15 protein-coding genes are annotated in these 16458 nt (G+C 61.3%); 8 read left to right on the forward strand and 7 right to left on the reverse strand.

Features of this window, described 5'->3' with window-relative positions; all coding sequences use genetic code 11:
- Positions 1–132: 132 nt before the first annotated feature.
- A complete protein-coding gene (locus tag ACI94_RS04370) occupies positions 133–489 on the reverse strand; it encodes a hypothetical protein (protein ID WP_066956727.1) in 357 nt (118 codons plus the stop codon).
- Positions 490–565: 76 nt separating this feature from the next.
- Between ACI94_RS04370 and hisD the strand changes: the two genes are divergently transcribed.
- Entirely contained in the window at positions 566–1816 is a 1251-nt protein-coding gene (gene hisD / locus ACI94_RS04375) for a histidinol dehydrogenase (RefSeq protein WP_273258787.1), read from the forward strand.
- Between the two features lie 129 nt (positions 1817–1945).
- Here the strand turns inward: hisD and ACI94_RS04380 are convergent, their stop codons facing one another.
- Both ACI94_RS04380 and ACI94_RS04385 read right to left on the reverse strand, forming a co-directional pair.
- Complete coding sequence (locus tag ACI94_RS04380) at positions 1946–2887, reverse strand: HEAT repeat domain-containing protein (protein WP_066956721.1); 942 nt, start codon at positions 2885–2887, stop codon at positions 1946–1948.
- A 200-nt stretch (positions 2888–3087) separates the two neighbouring features.
- Entirely contained in the window at positions 3088–4047 is a 960-nt protein-coding gene (locus ACI94_RS04385) for a HEAT repeat domain-containing protein (protein ID WP_224732732.1), read from the reverse strand.
- Positions 4048–4190: 143 nt separating this feature from the next.
- On the opposite strand from ACI94_RS04385, the gene ACI94_RS04390 reads away from it, so the two are divergent.
- Positions 4191–6656: a heavy metal translocating P-type ATPase gene (locus tag ACI94_RS04390; RefSeq protein WP_066957003.1), complete on the forward strand. Its 2466-nt coding sequence runs from the start codon at positions 4191–4193 to the stop codon at positions 6654–6656.
- Positions 6646–6795 (forward strand): YHS domain-containing protein, encoded by a 150-nt coding sequence (locus ACI94_RS04395; protein WP_083524782.1) that lies wholly within the window; start codon positions 6646–6648, stop codon positions 6793–6795. The genes ACI94_RS04390 and ACI94_RS04395 overlap by 11 nt, the downstream gene beginning before the upstream one ends.
- Positions 6796–6953: 158 nt before the next feature.
- On the opposite strand, the gene ACI94_RS04400 is transcribed toward ACI94_RS04395, so the two are convergent.
- From ACI94_RS04400 to ACI94_RS04410, 3 genes are all read right to left on the reverse strand, one after another.
- The gene (locus tag ACI94_RS04400; protein ID WP_066956715.1) at positions 6954–7910 is read right to left on the reverse strand and encodes an HD domain-containing protein; all 957 of its coding nucleotides are present in this window, start codon (positions 7908–7910) and stop codon (positions 6954–6956) included.
- 152 nt (positions 7911–8062) lie between these two features.
- Positions 8063–8776, reverse strand: a complete 714-nt coding sequence (locus tag ACI94_RS04405) for a dolichyl-phosphate beta-glucosyltransferase (protein WP_066956713.1) — start codon at positions 8774–8776, stop codon at positions 8063–8065.
- The gene (locus ACI94_RS04410; protein WP_066956710.1) at positions 8770–9285 is read right to left on the reverse strand and encodes a DJ-1/PfpI/YhbO family deglycase/protease; all 516 of its coding nucleotides are present in this window, start codon (positions 9283–9285) and stop codon (positions 8770–8772) included. Before ACI94_RS04410 ends, ACI94_RS04405 begins: the two co-directional genes overlap by 7 nt.
- A 369-nt stretch (positions 9286–9654) precedes the next feature.
- Here ACI94_RS04410 and ACI94_RS04415 point away from each other — a divergent pair, with 369 nt between their 5' ends.
- Both ACI94_RS04415 and ACI94_RS04420 read left to right on the forward strand, forming a co-directional pair.
- On the forward strand, positions 9655–12135 hold the full coding sequence (locus ACI94_RS04415; protein ID WP_273258791.1) for an SdrD B-like domain-containing protein: 2481 nt from the start codon (positions 9655–9657) through the stop codon (positions 12133–12135).
- A gap of 384 nt (positions 12136–12519) precedes the next feature.
- Positions 12520–13020 carry an SdrD B-like domain-containing protein gene (locus ACI94_RS04420; protein WP_236707435.1) on the forward strand — a complete coding sequence of 167 codons (501 nt, stop codon included), beginning with the start codon at positions 12520–12522 and terminating at the stop codon, positions 13018–13020.
- A 35-nt stretch (positions 13021–13055) separates the two neighbouring features.
- On the opposite strand, the gene ACI94_RS04425 is transcribed toward ACI94_RS04420, so the two are convergent.
- Entirely contained in the window at positions 13056–13289 is a 234-nt protein-coding gene (locus tag ACI94_RS04425; RefSeq protein WP_066956704.1) for a hypothetical protein, read from the reverse strand.
- 104 nt (positions 13290–13393) lie between these two features.
- On the opposite strand from ACI94_RS04425, the gene ACI94_RS04430 reads away from it, so the two are divergent.
- From ACI94_RS04430 to guaA, 3 genes are all read left to right on the forward strand, one after another.
- On the forward strand, positions 13394–13804 hold the full coding sequence (locus ACI94_RS04430; RefSeq protein WP_066956702.1) for a PaaI family thioesterase: 411 nt from the start codon (positions 13394–13396) through the stop codon (positions 13802–13804).
- Between the two features lie 136 nt (positions 13805–13940).
- Entirely contained in the window at positions 13941–15530 is a 1590-nt protein-coding gene (locus tag ACI94_RS04435) for a CTP synthase (protein ID WP_066956699.1), read from the forward strand.
- 9 nt (positions 15531–15539) lie between these two features.
- Positions 15540–16457, forward strand: a complete 918-nt coding sequence (guaA, locus tag ACI94_RS04440) for a glutamine-hydrolyzing GMP synthase (protein ID WP_066956695.1) — start codon at positions 15540–15542, stop codon at positions 16455–16457.
- Position 16458 lies beyond the last annotated feature (1 nt).

Genomic DNA, 16458 nt, shown 5'->3' on the forward strand with positions numbered 1-16458 from the left:
TAATTAACTATAATCCGGAGTCAACAAAAGAATCCTTGCGAATGAAGGAGAACGTACCGCACCTTTGTGCAAAGACGGCGATGCCGCCTGCCCGGACGAACGGCAGGAGGCGGATACTCCATATCTTCCAGATCATGCCGTCATATTCATCGATCCTGAACATGTGGTGCAGTTGTACGGAGGTTCGGTGCATTCAGGTGGATAGAGCGGAGTAAAGAGCGGTTGGCCGAACACCACAAGACCGAAGTCTCCGAGAAACTCTTTGGTCTCGTTTGAGGAGATCCTGTCGATGAACCTGTCGGTCTCATCAATCATGACACCCTGCGCCATATCGGGATTGACCACGATTGCGCTGTAGCGGTTCAGGAGGTCATCGCCCCCCGTCACCAGCTGCACGAGGTCCAACTGGTCCTGGAAGGCGAGGTAAGTTCCGATGTCGGAGAGCCCGTGAGCTTCCCTCTGGTTGGCGAGGGTCAGGGTCTCGCCCATACCGCTCCCGGTCTCCTGCCCAGGAATAAGCCCAGGGTCGAAACCTTAACGCTCCCACCCGCCGACCCTGTTCCTCATGTGGCAAGCCCTGGATATCGAGACCTGGATTGCCGGCCGGAGGTCGGACCTCGACCGGGTGAAAGGACCGGTCTCCGAGATCATTGCACGGGTGCGGGCGGAGGGCGATGCGGCCCTCGTTGACCTGACAAAGAGGTTTGATGGGATCGATCTCGATGAGATCGCGGTCTCCGATGATGAGCGGGAGGCGGCCTACGACCAGGTGGATGCACGCCTCGTCGAGAGCCTCGTGGAGGCGGAGGCGCGGATCAGCCAGTTCCACGAACTGCAGCGCGGACGCGACCTCTGGTTGCAGGAGATGGAGCCCGGGATCACGCTCGGGGTCAAGACGACACCCCTCTCCCGGGTGGGTGCGTACGTCCCCGGCGGACGGGCGGCGTACCCCTCAACGGCGCTGATGTGCACCGTCCCTGCAACGGTCGCCGGGGTTGCGGAGATCTGCTGCTGCACCCCGCCGCCAATCAACCCGATCACGCTTGTCGCGCTTGATATCGCCGGGGTCGACGAGATCTACCGGGTCGGCGGCGCCCAGGCGATCGCGGCGATGGCGATTGGGACCGAGACGATACCAAAGGTGGAGAAGATCGTCGGCCCGGGGAACGTCTACGTCACCGCCGCGAAGATGCTTCTGCGCGACGAGGCCGAGATCGACTTTCCCGCGGGGCCGAGCGAGATCGCGATCCTCGCCGACGGCACGGCGAACCCGACCTTCGTCGCGGCCGATATCCTCGCTCAGGCCGAGCACGACCCGAACGCCGCCTGCGTGCTTGTGACGACCGATGCGGGAGTCGCCGACCGCGTCGGCGCCGAGGTGAGGCGGATGGCGGGGGAGGCAAAGCGTCAAGAGATCGTCGTAAAGGCGCTTGAACACTCGGGGTACATCATCGTCGGTGACCTTGACGAGGCGGTCGCGACCGTCGATGGGATCGCTCCCGAGCACCTCTCGATCCAGGTGGCCGACCCGCTCTCGGTCATCAACCGCATCCGGAGCGCCGGGTCGATCTTCGTCGGTCCCTACGCGGCGGTGGCCTGCGGCGACTATGCCTCCGGAACAAACCACGTCCTCCCGACGGCCGGCTACGCCCGGCTCTACTCAGGCCTCGACGTAAACCACTTCTGCCGACGCTCGACGGTCCAGATGATCACGCGGGAGGGGCTTGAGGCCATCGGCGACGTGGTGGAGACGATCGCCGATGCTGAGGGGCTCCACGCTCACGCGGAGTCGGTGCGGGTGCGGAGAAGAGGATAGGCGGATACCCATACTATTAATAGAGGAGGCGCTCCCGACCACAGTCGAGAGCGCGGAACACCCCCCACATTTTGAATCTCCCGTAATTTTGGCCGTTGAAACGCCAACTCCGGGCGTTCCGCCCATCTTTCACCGAGACGTCGGCGGCGATGGCGCGGCTTCGCCCCGGACCATCCGAATCTTCTCGATGGCATCCTCCGCGACGCTCTTCTCCTCCGCATCGCCGTTCCGGGCGAGAGCCTCGAGGGCGTCGATCGCCCGAGGGTCGCCGATGTACTTGAGCGCCCCTGCCGCGTAGAGCCTGACGTTCTTGTCGGGGTCCTTCGTCGCCGCAATAAGCGGATCCACCGCAAGATCACCCATCCGGAAGAGAGCGCCCGCAGCCGCCCCTTGAACGTCGGGATCTCTGTCGCGGAGGGCTTTGACGAGCGCTTCGACCGCGGTCGCCCCTCCGATATCGCCGAGGATCCCGGCCGCGACGGTTCGTATCTCGGGGTCCGGGTCGGTGAGCATCGCAGCGAGCGGCTCAACTGCTCTCCGACCTAACTTTGCTATGGCTCCGGTCGCCTGACACCGCAGATCGTCGTTTGGATCCTTGAGCGCCCGGGTGAGCGGCTCCACCGCAGACGGATCCCCGATCTCGCCGAGGATGGCGGCAGCGTAGACCCGCCGGAGGTCTCGCCGGGTCTCGATCTCCACCATCTGACCGGTGGGTGCGGCCACAATAGCCGGTCCCCCGGTGGGCGCCGACTCCTCATACCTCCCGGACGCCTCAGGATTCACGATGAGTTCGATCAACGGCTCGACCGACGCGCCTGCAAGCAGAGTGAGCGAGTCCGCCGCCGCTTCCCGCACCGCCGAGAGCGGGTCGCCGAGGGCACGGATGAGCGGTTCGACCGCCCGCGCCCCCCCGAGGTCACCGAGAGCAAGAGCGGCCCGCTGCCGGGTCAGGCCGTCATCGCTCCCTAACGCCTCGATCAGGCCGTCGACGTCCTCATTTGCCCGCAGGAGGTCGATGTTGAACCTCCGTCCGCTCTGTCGCTCTCCAGGAAGATTGCTCTTTTGCTCCAATCCTTTCGCCTCCGTGCCCGGGGTATGGCGAACGGTCGATATAATAACTTTTGCATGGCCACCTGCAGGAGCATCCCGGACAAGACACAGCGGGGTAACGGCGAGAGGTATCTGACGAGAGTGGTTCATCCGATAACCGCGGGTACCACCACCCTCCGGCGGTATCGCGGCACCCGCGAAAAAATGAGTCTATCCCGGCTTCAACGCGAGGCAGGCGGGACAGACGTCGTTGCACCCCGCCTCTCGTGGAATCGATGAAGTCCGTCTCTCGCCGCCCTCTGGACAGCGGGGTCGCTATCGGAGAGGGCCCGGGTAAGGGGCGCCTCCACCCGCGGGTCCCCAATTTCTCCAAGGATAACGGCAGCATAGGCGCGGCGCAGCCCTGCGCCGGGAAGAACGCCCTCCGGTACGGCACCGGCCCTCCTCGCTCCAGGGAAGAGCCGTTCGTGCTCTTTTGCATCCTCCGGGCCGCCGAGGAGGTCGTGCTGGGCGAGCTCCCGGTGCCGGAGAGTCTTTCCCGTCCCGACATCGCCCGGTCCGCCGAGAAGGTCGTGCTGGGTGATCTCCTCCTCTGTATCCCGGGACACTTTCCCTCCTGCCTTGCGGATATCCTCCGGACCGCCAAGAGCATCGTGCTGGGCGAGGCCCTCCTCCTCATCGCGGGCTCTTCCGCCCCCCGCCTCGCGGATATCTTCCGGGCCGCCAAGGGCGTCGTGCTGCCTGATACCGCTCCTGTGCCGGAGTTTCCTCTTTTCGGGCGGAATATTCTCAGGGCCGCCGAGGAGGTCGATCTGGGTAAGGCCCTCCTCGGGTGCTTCCCGCGGTAACCCGTATGCCGCCGCGATCTTGGGGCGCTCGAGAATCTCGATCAGCGGCTCCACCGCCGGCGTCCCGATCATGGCAAGCGCGTTTGCCGCCCCCTCCCGCACATCTGGCGCCGGATCGGTTAGCGCCCGGATAAGGGGATCCACCCCCCTCCATTCTCCAAGCGAGCCAAGGGCGAGGGCTGCACGTCGGCGGACGGCCGGAACGCCGCTCTGCAACGCAGCGGTCAGACCGCTGATGTCCCCCCCTGATGTCATACGCTCAAGATCGTATTGCTTCTCCCCCGTTGGAGGATCCTTTCTTTGCACCACAATCACCTCAGAATAAGGGGGCATAACCGAGCGTGAGTATAATAATGTTATGTATAATATTTGCAGCATAGAATATTGGGAATTGGGACTATTTCCTGGGGGAATTGTACCTGGAGCAGTAGCCCGGTGGTTACAGATATTTATCTCCGCAGAGCGAGGTGATCATCATGCCTGAGGAGAAGAGGACGGCCGAGTTGAAGATCACCGGGATGCACTGCGCATCCTGCGCCCTCAATATAGAACGTGCCCTCCAGGATCGGGACGACGTCTACGATGCCCGGGTCAACCTCGCGGCCGAGACGGTCGCCATCGAATATGACCCGACGAAGGCCAGCCTCACGGACCTCGAACGGACAATCACCGATGCCGGTTACGAGGTTGTGAGGAGCGAGGTCACCGCGAGAATCGGCGGGATGGTCTGTGCGGCCTGCGCCCAGGTGATCGAGGCCTCGCTTGCCAACCTCGAGGGGGTCTACGAGGCCCGGGTCAACCTCGCGACAGAGGACGCACACGTCGTCTACAACCCGGCGCTGGTCACGATACCCGATATTCGTGCCGCCATCGAAGAGGCCGGCTACCAGTATCTCGGACTCGAGGAAGAAGTCACCGAGGACGTCGAAGAGAGGATGCGGGAAGCGGACCTCCGGGACAAATTCCGACGGTTCACAATCGGGTTTGCGGTCAGCATCCCGCTCTTTTTCTACATGCTCTTTGGGATGCCCGGCGCGGCTGCCCTCCCGGTCTCGATCAACCTCATCATGCTCCTCATCACCCTGCCAGTCTTTCTCTACGTAAGTACTCCCATATTCAAGACGGCAGCCGCCTCGCTCAGAAATCGGGCGCTGACGATGGACGTCATGTACGCGATGGGAATCGGCGTCGCATACGGTTCAAGTATTCTTGGGACGTTTGATATTGTCCTCACCCCGGAGTTCAACTTCTACGAGACCGCGGTGATGCTTGCGGCCTTCCTGACGCTCGGAAGGTACCTTGAGGCCCGGGCAAAGGGTAGGACGTCCGAAGCCATCAAGAAATTGATAGGGCTTCGCCCGAAGACCGCAACCGTGATCCGGGACGGGCGGGAGATTGAGACGAGGATCGAGGATGTCGTCGTCGGCGACGTCGTCTTGGTCCGGCCTGGAGAGATGGTGCCGGTGGACGGCGTGGTCGTGGGCGGCGAGAGTTCAGTCGACGAGTCCATGATCACCGGCGAGCCCATCCCGATCGACAAGCGGGAGGGAAGCGAGGTCGTCGGCGGCACCCTGAACATGAACGGTGTCCTCCGCATCAGGGCCGAAAAGATCGGGAAGGATATGGTGCTTTCGCAGATCATCAGGCTCGTCCGGGACGCCCAGGGTTCAAGGCCGCCGGTGGAGCGGATCGCCGACGTTGCGGTCTCTTACTTCATCCCGGTCGTGCTCGTGATCGCAATCGGCGCCTTCCTCATCTGGTATGTGGGACTCAACGCCTCGCTTCTCTTTGCGCTCACGGTGCTGATATCCATCCTGGTCGTCGCTTGCCCCTGTGCGCTCGGCCTCGCGACCCCGACCGCCGTGACCGTCGGGATCGGCCGGGGGGCCGAACTCGGGCTGCTGATCAGGAACGGCGAAGCCCTCGAGATTTCAGAGAAACTGACAACGATCGTCTTCGACAAGACCGGGACCCTCACCAGGGGAAAACCCGACGTCACCGATATCGTTGCGTTCGGTCTTCCGGAGGACCGACTTTTAGCGCTCGCCGCGGCGGTCGAGAAGAACTCACAGCATCCGCTCGGGGAAGCGGTCGTAAGGCGGGCGGAGAGTGCCGGCGTTGCGATCCCGGCATCAACGCAGTTTACCACCTACGGCGGCCTGGGGGTCAGCGCCGTTGTGGAAGGGACGGAGATCCTCATCGGGAACCAGCCCTTCCTCCTTGAGCGCGGCATCGCCATCCCGCCGAAGGCCGAGATGAGGATAACCGCATTCCAGGATGTGGGAAAGACCGCAATCCTCGTCGCCGCCGGGGGTGAACTTGCAGGCATCATCGCCATCGCAGACACCCTGAAGCCGACGGCAAGAACGGCTATCGCAGACCTCAAAAGGATGGGTCTATCGGTCGTGATGATCACCGGCGACAACCCGCGGACGGCAAACGCCATCGCACGGGAGGTCGGGATCACGGACGTCCATGCCGGGGTGCTCCCCCAGGAGAAGGCACAGGAGGTCCGGGCCCTCCAGAAGCGGGGGGAGGTCGTGGCGTTTGTGGGCGACGGGATCAACGACGCCCCGGCGCTCGCGCAGGCGGATGTCGGGATCGCCATCGGGAGCGGGACCGATGTCGCCATCGAGAGCGGGGATGTCGTCCTCATCCGCGACGATCTCGTCGACGCCGTCGCGGCCGTCGAACTCTCCAGGAAGGTGATGAGCCGGATCAAGCAGAACCTCTTCTGGGCGTTCGCCTACAATGCCGCCCTGATCCCCCTCGCCGCCGGGGTGCTCTATCCCGTCTTCGGCATCACCTTCCAGCCGGAGTATGCGGCGCTCGCGATGGCGCTCTCGTCGGTGACGGTCGTCTCGCTCTCCCTGCTGCTCAAGAGATATATACCACCAGCGAAGAGAGGGATCTTATCGGAGGTTGATACACATGGCACTTGATCCGGTATGCAAGATGGACGTCGACGAGGCGACCGCGAAGTACACCGCCGAGTACAAGGGGAAGACCTACTACTTCTGCGCCCCCGGGTGCAAGAAACTCTTTGAGCGAGACCCCGAGGCGTATCTGAAAGGGGAGTAACCCTTTTTTTGCCGGTGAGGGGCGTCTCGCTGGAGCGAACCGGGGATAGAGAGATCAAAGAGAGCCCGGGATAGATATTCAGCGGGTTACTTATTTTCAAAAAACCGGGACCTGCTGCAATCTCGTCGTCTCTGCACCACATTCTGTGGGTGATGGCATTAGAATCGATAGACTGACTGTCCGCACCGCGCCCCCTGACGCCCTTCTCCCGGCGCAAGGTCGCTGGCGTCGTCCAGGACTTCCCGGAGGAAGGCGCTCGCGTTATCAGCGAAGTGAACCGCCCAGGCCTCGGGCGTCCGGGGCTGGATCTCGCCGTGAGGGCCGTGATGAGACATCACGATATGGAGAATGTGTGCAAACCGGGAGGGGTCGACACCGGCGGAGTGTCGGAGGAGCACAGCAGCCCCGATCGCCGTATGCCCGACGAGGGTGTACTCGGGGAGCGCGACGAACGAGAACCCCTGACGACGGAAGCATGACGCCTTGCCGATGTCGTGGAGGAGCGCTCCGGCAAGGAGGACATCGAGATCCATCTCCGCCCGGCTGACGGTGTTCGCAAGCGAGAGCGCAATCTCCGCGGTCTCGAGAGTATGCTCCGCAAGGCCGCCAATGTAGGCATGGTGGTGAAATTTCGCCGCCGGGGCTTCAAGAAATCCTGCAGTGGTGTCTATGACAGCGGAGACGAGTGAGTATATGCCGGGATCTTCGATCTTCGCGACCACGCGGGCGAGCCCCTGCCGGACAGCTTCGCAGTCGACGGGCGCATAGACAAACAGGGAGGGATCGAAGCCGTCCGGCGGTATCGGGGCTCGAAGGTTCGCGATCCCATCATTCACGTTGACCTCACAGGTCCCGTTGTAGACCTTCGCATAACCCTGGATACGATAGACCTCACCCGGCCGGATCGCGTGGCAGAGCGCCTCCATCTGCTCCACGGTCTGAACGGGCGTCCCCCAGACCTTGCAGGTTCCCCGACCGGTCTTATCGGAGATGGAGAGCTGGATATACTTGCCTCCATCCCTCTTCTCCTTCAGTTCTGCAGCGTCGACCACAAAGGGTGCGTCGACCTGCATACTCCCGCCGATCTCCGCGACAAAGAGCATCTTCTCAAGCACCGGATCACTGCTCCTATGAAATTCGTTCGCTCGAAGAACTTTAAAACCCGGCGATCTATTCCAGAACTGGTTCCACATCCCATGGAACAACAAGCACCCGGGCTAAGAATAGAGTCGGGAGCATAACGGCAGAGTCTCGCGCGTAAAGGCCGTCAACCAAACCGGAGCCTGATCATCCCAAGCAGCATCTCCTTTGCATCCGAGATCATCACCTTGGACTCATCCCGGTTCGCCCACGTGATCGGAACCTCCTCCACCCTGCGGCCGGCTTGCCGCAGCCGCCAGAGGAGCTCGACATCGAACTCAAACCCGGTCGATCGGAGAGAGGGGAGAACGGGTTCGAGAGCTTCCCGCCGAAAGGCCTTTGCTCCGCACTGGGTGTCCCGGTAGTCGAGTCCAAAGAGCAGTCTTACCAGAAGGTTGAAGAGACGGCTCTCGATCCTGCGTCGGAGCCCCTGCTTTACCTCCAGGATCGAGCCCGGGACCCAGCGCGAGCCGATGGCGCCGTCCGATGTCGTGAGACGGTCAAAGAGACGCACCATCTCGGAGAGGGCGGTCGAGCCGTCGGCATCCATGTAGCCGACAAAGGGCGTGGTCGCCGCCTTCATGCCGGCGACAACCCCTCCCCCTTTCCCGAGGCGGGTCTGAAACGTCAGGCACCGGATGCGGAGATCCGGATGCTCGGCTGCAAACGCTTTGATGATCTCTGCAGTGGCGTCGGTCCCATCGCAGACGAAGACGAGATCACCGGCAAAACCCGAGAGATCTCGAAGGAGCGACTGTATCCGTCGCTCTTCGTTATATGCAGGGATCACCAGGGTGCAGTCAGTCTGGTTCACACCGTCGGCACGTGTATCGTTTAGCATTCCAGTTTCGTGATGATGGTCTCGGCGAACTGCGCGGCAGCAGCGGGGCCGTTCGCGGTCACGATCTGCATATCGGCGACGACGGGGATGTCAAGGAGATTTGCTCCCGCTTTCTCCATCTCCCTAATTGCCTCCGGGCTAGGGTATACCGTGGCCTGCCGTCCGGAGAGGATACCAGCCCGAGCGAGGACGACCGGTGCAAGACAGATGGCGGCAACAACCTTCCCCTGCTCAAAGAACGAGCGGACAAGGGCGATGAGTCGCTCGTCTCCCCAGAGGTGAACTTTTGAGCCGGAACCGCCCACGACCACAATCCCGGCGTAGTCGTCCGGGTTTGGGCAATCGAATGCCATGGCCGCCTCTGCAGTGCCACCCAGCATCCCGGTGCACGTTCCGGCAGCCGTCGAGGCGATATCGACGTCGATCCCGACCTCCTCAAACGCTCTCTTCGGGACCTCCAGTTCTTCGTCCCTGTACTGCTCCGGTGCAATCGCAAACACGAATCTCATGTTGGGTTCCCTAGCAGGTTTTGTTCATAAGTGTATTGATGGTTGTGGAGCGGGAATAGACCGACATAACCGGATCGTTCGAGAACGCCGCACGTACCGGCATATGTCTCGGCCGTCCCGGGGAGCGAGGCATCGTGATCCGCATGATCTCAAGGAGATCACCTGTTTTTTCAGTCTATGACCACACTAAATTTTGAAATAAGATTATTATAATAATTGCGCCATTCTTGTCCCAACCCCGCATAGGACAGAACCATAACCGCTACAGGGGACTCGACCTCCCGCTGGACCAAGATAAGGCGGAAGGATGCCGGGTGTTCATCATGGATCTACAGCACATTTCCGGGGTGAAGATAAGGAGTGGCAGTCATGCGACGCAACTTGTATCTCGGGATCGTCCTTCTTCTGGCAGCGCTCGCACTTGTTGTAATCGTGGGGGCACAGACAGATGAACCTGAAGTGATCTGGGACCAGAAGTATGGAGCGCCTGATTCGAAGGAGGCGGCATATTCTATCGTCATGGACCCCAGGAGACCTGGGTTCTTCCTCGCCGGGGAGAGAGACCCGCTCGAGGATGGAAAGACTGACGTTTTAGTGATCCGGGCAACGCCGCGAGGAACCGAGGACTGGAACAGGACCTACGGCGGAGCAGAGGCCGAAACTGCACGCTCGATCATCGAGATCGGTGACGGCAACCTGCTCATCGCCGGAAGCCTCACGTTCGTCACGAACGAGACGCGACGGGACACCGATGCCTGGATTATTGAGATAGAGGGCTCGGGCAATGAGGTATGGAACCGGACCTACGGCGGTCCGGACGTCAACGCCTCGGCGAACGCGGTGACCCGGACCGATGACGGCGGTTACATCTTCGTCGGCTCCATCATGCCCCACGAAGGGAGCGAGTCGGATGCCTGGGTGGTCAGGCTGAATGAGTCGGGCCGCGAGGTCTGGAACAGGACGTTTGGTGGAGGTGGAAACGATACGGCAAACGCCGTCACACGGCTCCCGGACGGTGACTTCGTCTTTGCCGGCAGAACCGAGTCTTCCGGTGCCGGCGGAAGCGACGTCTGGGTGGTCCGGCTGAACGAGTCGGGCAACGAGGTCTGGAACAGGACGTTCGGCAGTCCTGATGACGATGCTGCTCTGGCAGTGATCAACACGACGGATGGGAACCTGCTCGTTGCCGGCTCGTTCACGGAGAGGCCCGATAATGCAATGGTCGATACCGACGCCCTCCTGATCAAACTCACCCCCGCCGGAGATATCGTCTGGAACTGGATTTACGGCGATTTCGGCGTGAACGAATCGGCCGCATCCGTCATCGAGACCGCAGACGGCGGTTATCTCTTTTCCGGGGAGACGGCCTATCCGGATACGGATGATACCGATGCCTGGCTTGTCGCGACCAATGCCGAAGGGGCGGTGAGGTGGAGCCGAACCTTCGGGGGTGAGGAGCCAGGCGATCGAGCTGCATCGGTCATCGAGATCGCGCCGGGCGAGTATCTCTTTGCAGGGACATTTAACGCTACGAAGCCGGATGGACCGGCAGATACTGACGCCTGGGCCGTGAGACTTGGGCCGCGCCCCGAGCCGACACCGACGCCGGAACCCACGGTAACGCCGATAAAGCCACCGAAAGCACCGGAAGTGCCCAAGAAGGCACCGGTAACGGCAACTCCGGGGCCGACCATGACAAAGCCGCCAGAGACGCCGATGAAGAGGCCCACACAGACCGTAAGACCTACCGAAGCGCCGACAGTCACGCCAACACCTACCGTGACACGGACGGAGATGCCGACCCCAACTCCCACCGTGACACCAACGGAGATCCCAACTCCGACACCAACACCCACCGTGACGCCAACGGAGATCCCAACTCCGACACCAACGGAGACGCCGACACCGACCACCAATACAACACCGGATGAGAACGGGGACGAGAACGGAACAGATGAGAATGGCGTCGACGGCAACGAGACCGGCGGTAACGGAGGAGATGAGAACAATAGTGACAACAACGAGAGCAATCCCGGCAGCAGCGGGTCGCTCTCCGGAACGGTCTGGTACGACCTGGACGGCGACGGCATCCTTGATCCCGGTGAGCCGGGCATCCCCGGCATCGGGGTCAGGCTGATTGGAAAACGGACCATGCTTGACCATGCCGTCACCGGCCCGGACGGGTCATATCGGTTTGAGACGATCCCCACCGGAGACTACGCCGGTGCGGAGTTTCTTCTCCCGAACGGCTATTCATGCACCATCCCGGGTCTGGGCAGCGATGCCAGCCCGGCCGGCGAGGGGGTGGCATTCGCCCAAGGCGGGGCGGGACGATGGATCCTGAACGCAGGGTTTGTCGGGGGCTACCAGCCCCAAACCCCCTCGGCCGCCTACGGGTGGGTGCTCGGAACGACCTGGAACGACGGCGACCAGGATGGCATCATGAATGAACACCACGGCTTAACCGATATCGAGGTCCGCCTCATGGATGCAGGCGGGAATGTGGTGGCATCGACCCGCACGGGTCATCATGACGATTACACGTCGCTGTATCTCTTCGGCCCCCTCCCGCCCGGGGAGTATTCGTTGATATTCACCGCGCCGGACGACTACATCTTCACGGAGCCCGGGCAGGATAGTCACGCCGACCCAGAGACCGGGATGACGGCACCGTTTACGGTCGGCGAGGGGGAGATAGTTGTCAGGGATGCGGGGCTGATCCCCGCACCTGCTGCAGGGATCGGGGTCGGACCCGTTGCCCATCCGCTTGAAGGACAGATCTACGATGCCGCTGATGTGGAGGCGGCGGATGAGATGGGGCGACTACCGCCGACTGAAGTTGGGGCATAGACCCGCGGGGCTTGGAATGCTCCATAAAAACAAGCAGCATCCCGCGCCGGAGCTCTGACCCGGCACCCCATTGGTCGTCGCCTTAGGGCGAGAGAGCTGGACGACACCCCGGCAAATAAGAGACATTCACCTAAAAAACCCTATTCTCCGCAACTTGCGGCTGCAGAGACCAGAACACTCCAATTCTAACGGGGTCCCGCAACCCCTGACCCATAAAAACATTATTATATTATAAAAGCAATTCAGAGCCAGAACCCCTGGCAGGCGAAGTACCGGGGAAAATTTCGATTCATCCTGCTGCCGTCAGACGGCCAGGCGAGTGCTGCAGCCTTCCATAGGGGTTATGTGCCCGGGAGCGCATGAAAGACGCATCCCGGAATGAAGGTGAACCGATTGAGAGGCGCTAGCATTCTAATAGCCATCATCGTATCAGCGTTCGTCTTAGGTTCGATCGCAAACGCAACGGCCCATACCCCATCGGGGCCGGATGCAGGAGAGGCAAAAACCAGCGGTACGATAGGAGGAACGATCTTTTTTGATGCCAACGCAAACGGCGTGCAGGACCCCGGGGAGCGGGGTATGAGCGGCGTTGCCGTCCACCTCAGGGACGCCGCGGGCGAGAGGATCGCGACGGCGGAGACGTTCTCCCACGCATGTGAAGGGCTCTACATCTTCAGCGGCGTTCTTCCCGGGAACTACACCGTCGAGGTCGTTCTACCGGAGGGATACGCCTTCACCCTCCCAGGCCGGGGCGCCCCGGGAGAGACGGCGAGCACCATCGACCCGATCAGCGGGAGATCCACCGGCATCGACCTGACTCCCGAGGTTATCCAGACGATGGACCTCGTCGTCAGGGACGCCGGGCTCGTGCCGGCCGAAGGCTGACGGAGCCGGAAACAACACTCATTTTTTTGAGCACATTACCGGTGCTTCTCGACGTGCTGCCGAAGCATCGTGCCGGGTTGCCAGCGATCGGCGATCTCGAGCGCCTTCGCGCGCAGGGCCGCGTGCTCTGCGATGCAGGTCTCCGGCGGGGCGGCCTTCCTGAGAATGGCGGAGGTGTTCTCGGTTATCTGGATGAGTTCGGTAGCAATCACGGCGTTGAGCCAGACAAGGTCGCGGAGCATCTCTTTGAGTTCTTCATCCTGTTGCATGAGTGAATGGTAGGAAGCGCTCCCACATCAATCTCCCCCGAAAAAATGTTCACAATACTTATCGCAACTGACTTTCAAAGCCTCTTGGAGACAGGTGTGGTCACGTGGGCTACATAGATGAGATAAAGCGGATCGGAAGGGACGCAAACCCCTTCTTCAAACTGATGGGTATCGAGGTGGATGAGTTCGGCGACGGGCGCGCCCGCTTGAGCATGGAGGTCCGGCCGGATATGCTCAACGGCGCCGGGTGGCTCCAGGGAGGGGTCTACGTGGCGCTCGCGGACGAGGCGATCGCGCTTGCGCTCTACACGCTCCTTGACGAGAACGAGAGGATCGCAACGATTGACGAGCACACCAGTTTCATAAAAGGGGTCAATGCCGGAAGGATCGTCGCCACCGGAAGAGTCATCCGGAAGGGCCGCAGGGTGGCGTTTGCAGACGGGGAGGTCCGGAGCGCGGCAGACGATACACTTCTTACACGTACATCAACATCGTTTGCTGTCATAGGCCCATAACGGCGCTATTGACGCCCGATCGAGACCGCCATCGCGCCGGCAGGGATTCCCCCGGGAATCCCGAACAATACATTCTCAATACAAAAGATCACATAATGAGATAGAGACTCTGGAACAACCGGAGGGGAACGAGAGTTTGAAGTATATCATCGTAACCGGCGGCGTCATGAGCGGGCTCGGGAAAGGCATCACCACCGCATCCATCGGCCGCCTCTTAAAAAACCGCGGCTATCAGGTGACGGCGGTGAAGATCGACCCGTACCTGAATATCGATGCTGGTACCATGAACCCCGCCCAGCACGGTGAGGTCTTCGTCCTCTCCGATGGTGGGGAAGTCGACCTTGACCTCGGTAACTACGAGCGATTCCTGGATATCAACCTCAAATCGATCCACAACATCACAACGGGCAAGGTTTACCGGAACGTCATCGATAAAGAGCGGCGCGGGGACTTCCTCGGCGCGACCGTCCAGATCATTCCCCACATCACCGACGAGATCAAGCACTGCATCCGCCGTGCGGCGATGGAGGAGATCAACGGCGGAAAGAGAGCTGAGATCTGCCTGGTAGAGGTCGGCGGGACTGTCGGCGACATCGAGAGCATGCCGTTCCTCGAAGCAATCCGTCAGATGCACGGGGAACTGGCACCGGAGGATATGATCCTGGTCCATGTCACCCTGGTCCCGATGGACACCATGGGCGACTTCAAGACCAAGCCGACACAGCACTCGGTCAAAGCGCTCCGGGAACTCGGATTGCAGCCCGACATCATCGTTGCGCGGAGCAGAGAGGTGATCGGGCCGCAGACGAAGAAGAAGATCTCCGCCTTCACCGACGTCCCGGTAAAGGCCGTGGTCGCCGCAAAGGACGTTCCCGACATCTACCAGATCCCGATGGAACTGGAAAAAGAGGGTCTTGCGGACGTCATCTGCAATTACCTCCAGATCGAGAACCGGGAACCGGACCCCGCGTGGTACCGGGTCGTCTCGCAGGAGTACACGAACCGGGTGACCGTCGCCATCGTCAGCAAGTACGGGATCGAGGATGTCTACATGTCCATCAAAGAGTCGCTCAAACATGCCGGAAGAGCGCTCTCTACCGAAGTGAACATACGCTGGCTTGATGCAGAGACGTGTGACATCCACGATCTCGTCGACGTCGATGGCATCCTGATCCCGGGAGGATTCGGCAAACGCGGAATTGAAGGCAAGATCAGGGCGATCCAGTACGCTCGCGAGAACAAAAAACCCTTTCTCGGCCTCTGCCTGGGGTTCCAGCTCTCGGTGATCGAGTACGCCCGGCACGTCGCTGGGATTTCAGACGCCACAAGCGAAGAGATGGGAGAGGGGACGCATGTCATCGCCCTCCTCCCCGAACAGGAAGGAGTCCAGGACCTCGGGGGCACGATGCGCCTCGGGGACTCGGAGATCGTCCTCAAGGAAGGGACGAAGGTGGCTGCTCTCTACGGCAGGACCAGAATCGTAGAACGGCACCGTCACCGCTACGAGGTGAACCCGGAGTTCATCGCCGACCTTGAGGCCGCCGGCCTCATCTTCTCGGGCTTCTCCGGATCGAGGATGGAAGTCTGCGAGCTCCCGGACCACCCCTTCTACCTCGCGACACAGTTCCACCCCGAGTTCAAGTCAAGCCCGACAAATCCCTCCCCACCCTACATAGGGTTTGTAGAGGCATGCAAGAAGAACAAATTATCCCCAAAAAACAGGTGAAGTAATAGAATGGTAGATGTCTCAAAGTTTATCGACCAGGCAGTCCAGCAGATCCGCGACGCTGCCGGGGAGAAGAAGGTTGTCATGGCACTCTCCGGCGGAGTGGACTCCTCGGTCTGTGCGGCGCTCGCCACCCGTGCGATAGGCGACCGACTCATCCCGATATATGTAGATACCGGCCTCATGCGCAAAGGAGAGACCGATCGCATCCGGTCCCTCTTTGCCGACACAAACCTCCGCGTCGTGGATGCGGCGGATGAGTTCTTTGAGGCCCTTGCGGGCATCACCGATCCCGAAGAGAAGCGCAAGGCTATCGGCGCAAAGTTCATCAGAATCTTCGAGCGGGAGGCTAAACGGACCGGTGCGACGATGCTCCTCCAGGGAACAATCTATCCCGACCGCATCGAGAGCGAAGGGGGCATAAAAAGCCACCACAACGTCGGCGGCATGCCCCTCGATATCGAATTCGAAGGCGTCATCGAGCCGCTCGCCGATCTCTACAAGGATGAGGTCCGTGAGGTCGCCGGCGGGCTCGGGCTTCCGAAGGAGATCCAGCACCGGATGCCATTCCCGGGACCCGGGCTTGCGGTCCGGGTACTCGGTGAGGTGACAAAGGAGAAGATCGCGATCGTCCGTGAGGCGAACGCCATCGTTGAGGAGTGCCTGGTGGAGGAGTTCCACCCCTGGCAGTGTTTCGCGGCCCTCATTGGGCTTGGAACGGGGGTCAAGGGAGATGTCCGGCTGCACGGCTGGATCGTCGCCATCCGGGCCGTCCAGTCACGGGACGGGATGACCGCCGACCCGTTGCAACTCCCCTATGAGACGCTCTCGCGAATGGCAACCCGGATCACCGCCGAGATCCCCGGGGTTGCCCGGGTCGTCTACGACGTCACCCCCAAACCCCCGGCGACGATCGAGTATGAGTGAG

Source organism: Methanoculleus sp. DTU007, from assembly GCF_001512385.1.
GTDB lineage: Archaea > Halobacteriota > Methanomicrobia > Methanomicrobiales > Methanoculleaceae > Methanoculleus > Methanoculleus thermophilus.